5 protein-coding genes are annotated in these 4,440 nt (G+C 68.9%); 1 reads left to right on the top strand and 4 read right to left on the bottom strand.

Features of this window, described 5'->3' with window-relative positions:
- Positions 1–25: 25 nt before the first annotated feature.
- From PKE44_RS13350 to PKE44_RS13335, 4 genes are all read right to left on the bottom strand, one after another.
- A complete protein-coding gene (locus PKE44_RS13350; RefSeq protein ID WP_324551999.1) occupies positions 26–1,240 on the bottom strand; it encodes a hypothetical protein in 1,215 nt (404 codons plus the stop codon).
- A 128-nt stretch (positions 1,241–1,368) separates the two neighbouring features.
- Positions 1,369–1,797 carry a CoA-binding protein gene (locus PKE44_RS13345; RefSeq protein WP_324551997.1) on the bottom strand — a complete coding sequence of 143 codons (429 nt, stop codon included), beginning with the start codon at positions 1,795–1,797 and terminating at the stop codon, positions 1,369–1,371.
- Entirely contained in the window at positions 1,794–3,044 is a 1,251-nt protein-coding gene (lysA, locus tag PKE44_RS13340; RefSeq protein WP_324551995.1) for a diaminopimelate decarboxylase, read from the bottom strand. Before lysA ends, PKE44_RS13345 begins: the two co-directional genes overlap by 4 nt.
- Positions 3,045–3,090: 46 nt before the next feature.
- A complete protein-coding gene (locus PKE44_RS13335; protein WP_324551992.1) occupies positions 3,091–3,231 on the bottom strand; it encodes a lipoprotein in 141 nt (46 codons plus the stop codon).
- A 97-nt stretch (positions 3,232–3,328) separates the two neighbouring features.
- On the opposite strand from PKE44_RS13335, the gene PKE44_RS13330 reads away from it, so the two are divergent.
- Entirely contained in the window at positions 3,329–4,006 is a 678-nt protein-coding gene (locus tag PKE44_RS13330; protein ID WP_324551990.1) for a carboxylesterase, read from the top strand.
- Positions 4,007–4,440 lie beyond the last annotated feature (434 nt).

The raw sequence follows: 4,440 nt of genomic DNA, 5'->3' as shown, positions 1-4,440 counted from the left end.
AGCGGGCGGATTGCGGCCGCCTGCCTCAGAACCGGTAGCCGAAGTTCAGCTTCAGGCCGCTCACGTCGTTCTCGCCGTTGAGATAGCTGACGCCGAGGTTCATCTGCTCGTAGACGATCGCGCCGGCCTGCACGCGCGTGCCGACCGACACGCCGTATTCCTGCCAGGAGTTCGAGTACAGCTCGTCGCCGTAGAAGCGCGTGTCGATGACCCAGGCCCGCCATTGGGCGCCGTTGCCGAGGAAGGTGCCGTTCAGCGGCCCGGCGAGGTCGAGGCCGTTCTTGAGACTGCGGTTCGACAGGTCGTAGTCGGCCTCGTAGTCACCGGCGCTGATCGAGCGCGACTGGTAGAGCGCGAGCTGGTTGGTCATGCCGAGATCGAGTCCGCCGGCGAAATGCCAGACGTAGCGGCTGGTCAGCGAGCCCGAGTACAGCGCGGCGGCACTCCCGAGATCGCCGGAGCCGGCCGCGCCGACGCGCAGCGCCGGCGTCAGCGCCCAGTCGGCCGTCAGCGGAATGCGCAGTGCCGCGCCGAAGCTCGCGCCGTAGCTGTCGGTGCCTTCGGATTCGACGCGATAGATCGGTGCCGACAGCGTCAGCCGGTAGCCGTTGCTCAGGTCGAAGCCGAAGCTCAGCGGCAGGCGCATGACGTTCTGGTCATAGGGGCCGAGCGAGTTGCTGTCATAGCCGAGACCGATGCCGAACAGGTTGCCTGAGGAACCGGTCCCGCCGGGATTGCCGCTGACACTGGCAGCATCGGCAAAATCCTGCGCCCCCATCTGCGCCATCAAACTGCCCGGATTGCCGGCGACCGGGTCGACCGGTGACACACGGGCCAGCTCCTTCAGCATGCGCTTGAGGATGTCGCCGCCGTTGGCCTTGATGTAGTCCTCGAACTGGTCACGACTGTCGTCGCGGGTTTCGCCGGTGAAGCTCACGTCGATGCCGAGCGAGGGCACGCGAAAGCGCAGCGTCGTCGATCCGGACTGGAACGAGGCTTCGGCCGGCAGGCCGCGCACGTACAGCGCGGCAGTCGCCGGCGAGGATTCCGTATAGCCGGGCGACAGTTGCGTCAGCCCTTCGGTGGAGAGGGCGTCGAACAGGTCGCTGATCGTCGTGAAGCCTTCGCGCACCTCGGGCGCGCTGTCGACGCTCAGGCCCAGCTCGAACAGGTCTTTGGCCTGAGTGGGCATTGTCATCGCGGCGTACAGTGCGCCGGCGATCAGGCAGGCGTGCTTCATGTTCCTTGTCTCCCCCGGGTCCGCTGCGGATTGCGGTCAGGCCACCTGCGGATATGGTGGCGTTGCGGGGATGATAGGAGTTGTTGTGTAGCTGTTAAGCACAGTTGCTGAATTGCAACTCATGTCGATCAGCAGGCCGCACGCACGCCGAGCTGCACGCAGTCGCGCCACAGGCAGCGGTCCATGACCACGAAGATGCCGGCCGCCTGCGCACGGCGCGCGGCGGCGGCATCGATGACGCCATCCTGCAGCCACAGCGCCGGCACGCCGAGGCGGATGCAGTCGTCGACGATGCCGGCGACGTGTTCGGAGGCGCGGAACACGTCGACCAGATCCGGCACGGCCGGCAGTTCGTCGAGCGAGGCGTACGCGGGCAGGCCGAGGGCGTGGTTCAGGCGCGGGTTGACCGGGATGATCCGGTAGCCAAGCCCCTGCAGACCGAGGGCGACGCCGTAGCTCGGCCGGCCCGGCGAATCCGACTGGCCGACGACGGCGATGCTGCGCACCTGCGCGAGCCGGGCGCGGATGGCATCGGGGCCGGGGTTGGTGAAGCTCATGCCGGCAGTACCGATTCGCCGGCATAGAGGCTCGCCAGCGATTCGCGCGCGCGCACCAGATGGACCTCGCTGCCATCGACCAGCACCTCGGCGGCGCGCGGGCGGGCGTTGTAGTTGCTGCTCATCGTGAAGCCGTAGGCCCCGGCCGAGCGCACGGCCAGCAGGTCGCCTTCGGCCACGGCGAGTTCGCGGTCCTTGCCGAGGAAGTCGCCGGTCTCGCAGATCGGGCCGACCACGTCGTAGCGCTGCTGCGCGCGTTCGAGCGTCGCGTCGGCCGGGATGATTTCCATCCACGCCGAGTACAGCGACGGCCGGATCAGGTCGTTCATCGCCGCATCGACGATCGCGAAGTTCTTGTGTTCCGAACACTTCAGGAACTCGACGCGCGTCAGCAGCAGCCCGGCGTTGCCGACGATCGCACGGCCCGGCTCGACGTAGACCGCGTACGGCAGGCCGGCCAGGCGTTCGAGCACCGCGGCAATGTGCTGGCTCGGGTGCGGCGGCTGCTCGTCGCGATAGCGGATGCCGATGCCGCCGCCGAGGTCGATGTGATCGATGCCGATGCCGTCGGCAGCGAGCCGCTCGACCAGCAGCAGCAGCCGGTCGAGCGTGTCGGTGAACGGCGCGAGCGTGGTCAGCTGCGAGCCGATGTGGCAGTCGACCCCGGTCACGCGCAGGTTCGCCCGGCTGGCGGCGCGGGCGTAGACGGCCGGTGCATCGGCAATGGCGATGCCGAACTTGTTCTCCTTGAGACCGGTGGAGATGTACGGATGCGTGCCGGCGTCGACATCGGGGTTCACGCGCAGGCTGACCGGCGCCTGCACGCCGTGCGCGGCGGCGACCTGCTGCAGACGTTCGAGTTCGGCCTCGCTCTCGACGTTGAAGCAGCGGATGCCGACCTCCAGCGCGCGGGCGATCTCGTCCTCGCGCTTGCCGACGCCGGAGAACACCACCTTGCCCGGATCACCGCCGGCGGCCAGCACGCGCTCCAGCTCGCCGACCGAGACGATGTCGAAGCCCGAACCGAGGCGCGCGAGCACGTTCAGCACGCCGAGGTTGCCGTTGGCCTTGACCGCGTAGCAGACCAGGTGCGGATGGCTGCCGAAGGCGTCGTCGAAGACGCGGAAATGCCGGGTCAGCGTCGCGCGCGAGTACACGTAGCACGGCGTGCCGAAGCGCCGGGCGAGGTCGGCGACCGGCACGTCTTCGGCGTACAGCTGACCCTGGCGGTATTCGAAATGGTCCATGACGCGGATCCCCGGGTGGACGGAACGGCGGGCGGCTGCGGCCGGCTCAGGTCGGCTTGCGCTCGACCTTCTGCGGCTTGCCGCCCGGCAGGTAGAGATCGCCCTTCTGGCCGCAGCCGGCGACGGTGAACGCCAGCAGCGCGGCGAGGACGAGCAGCACGGAACGGGCGGACACGGTGCGGGGCATGGCGGAGGTTTCCGGCGACGGCAGGCGGATGGGCCGGCGAGTATACCGCGGCGCTTACACTGCACCCTTCCCCCTCCGTACCGACAGGTGTCCCGAGATGAGCGAGCTGCTGCCGACCGTCGAAATCGAATCCGCCGTACCGGCGACCGCCACCGTGATCTGGCTGCACGGGCTCGGCGCCGACGGCCACGACTTCGAGCCGGTGGTGCCGGAACTCGGCCTGCCGCCGGGACACACGATCCGCTTCGTGTTCCCGCACGCGCCGCGCCGGCCGGTGACCGTCAACGGCGGTTTCGTGATGCGCGCCTGGTACGACATCCTCGGCTTCGATGGCCCGGTCAGCGAGGATGCTGCCGGCATCCGCGCCTCGGCCGCGCAGATCACGGCGCTGATCGCGCGCGAGAACGCCCGCGGCATCCCGGATGCGCGCATCGTGCTCGCCGGCTTCTCGCAGGGCGCGGCGATGGCGCTGCACACCGGCCTGCGCCATCGGGAACGCCTGGCCGGGCTGCTGGCGCTGTCGGGCTATCTGCCGCTTGCCGCGACGCTCGCCGCCGAGCGCAGCCCGGCCAACGCCGCGACGCCGGTATTCCTCGCGCACGGCGAGATCGATGCCGTCGTGCGCTTCCCGCGCGGCACGGCGACGCGCGACCGGCTGGTGCAGCTCGGCTGGCAGCCCGAATGGCACGACTATCCGATCGGCCACGAGGTCTGCTGGGAGGAACTGCGCGACATCGGCGCCTTCCTGAACCGCGTGCTGCCGGCCCGGCCCTGAGCCGGTGAACGGGAGCCCGCTGGCATCCTGCGCTGCAGCTCGCCGGCGGGCTGCGGATTGCAGCACCCCGCCCGCCGCTGCATTCCCGAAATGCCATCGGCCTTGCATTTTTGACGCCGTTTTGCGGACGCCGGCGCCGGAAAACCGGCGGCTGCGCCGCGGGCACCCGGCAAGTAATTGTTCTGATGCAATGAAAAGATTGGCATGCAAGATGCTTTTGCGCTGGCATCAGCAGCCATAACAGACGAGGTTCCCGGTCGGCAGGAGGTCGTCCGGCCCCGTCACAAGACCCACCCCGCCTTCAAGCCGGTGTCCCTCTGGTGACACCGGCTATTCTTTTGCCCCGATCCGGGCGTCGCACCTGCGCGGTCCTTGCCTGTGGTGACACCGGCTATTCTTTTGCCCCGATCCGGGCGTCGCACCTGCGCGGTCCT

The organism is Plasticicumulans sp. (assembly GCF_035331805.1).
Classification (GTDB): Bacteria; Pseudomonadota; Gammaproteobacteria; order Competibacterales; family Competibacteraceae; genus Plasticicumulans.
Note: the sequence above shows the minus strand (reverse complement) of the source record. Positions and strands in the feature narration are given on the sequence as shown.

Bases quoted from the DNA above. Each gene is read 5' to 3' on its own strand.
- PKE44_RS13330 (WP_324551990.1), top strand. From the start codon at position 3,329: ATGAGCGAGCTGCTGCCGACCGTCGAAATCGAATCCGCCGTACCGGCG.
- PKE44_RS13350 (WP_324551999.1), bottom strand. From the start codon at position 1,240: ATGAAGCACGCCTGCCTGATCGCCGGCGCACTGTACGCCGCGATGACA.
- lysA (WP_324551995.1), bottom strand. From the start codon at position 3,044: ATGGACCATTTCGAATACCGCCAGGGTCAGCTGTACGCCGAAGACGTG.
- PKE44_RS13335 (WP_324551992.1), bottom strand. From the start codon at position 3,231: ATGCCCCGCACCGTGTCCGCCCGTTCCGTGCTGCTCGTCCTCGCCGCG.
- PKE44_RS13345 (WP_324551997.1), bottom strand. From the start codon at position 1,797: ATGAGCTTCACCAACCCCGGCCCCGATGCCATCCGCGCCCGGCTCGCG.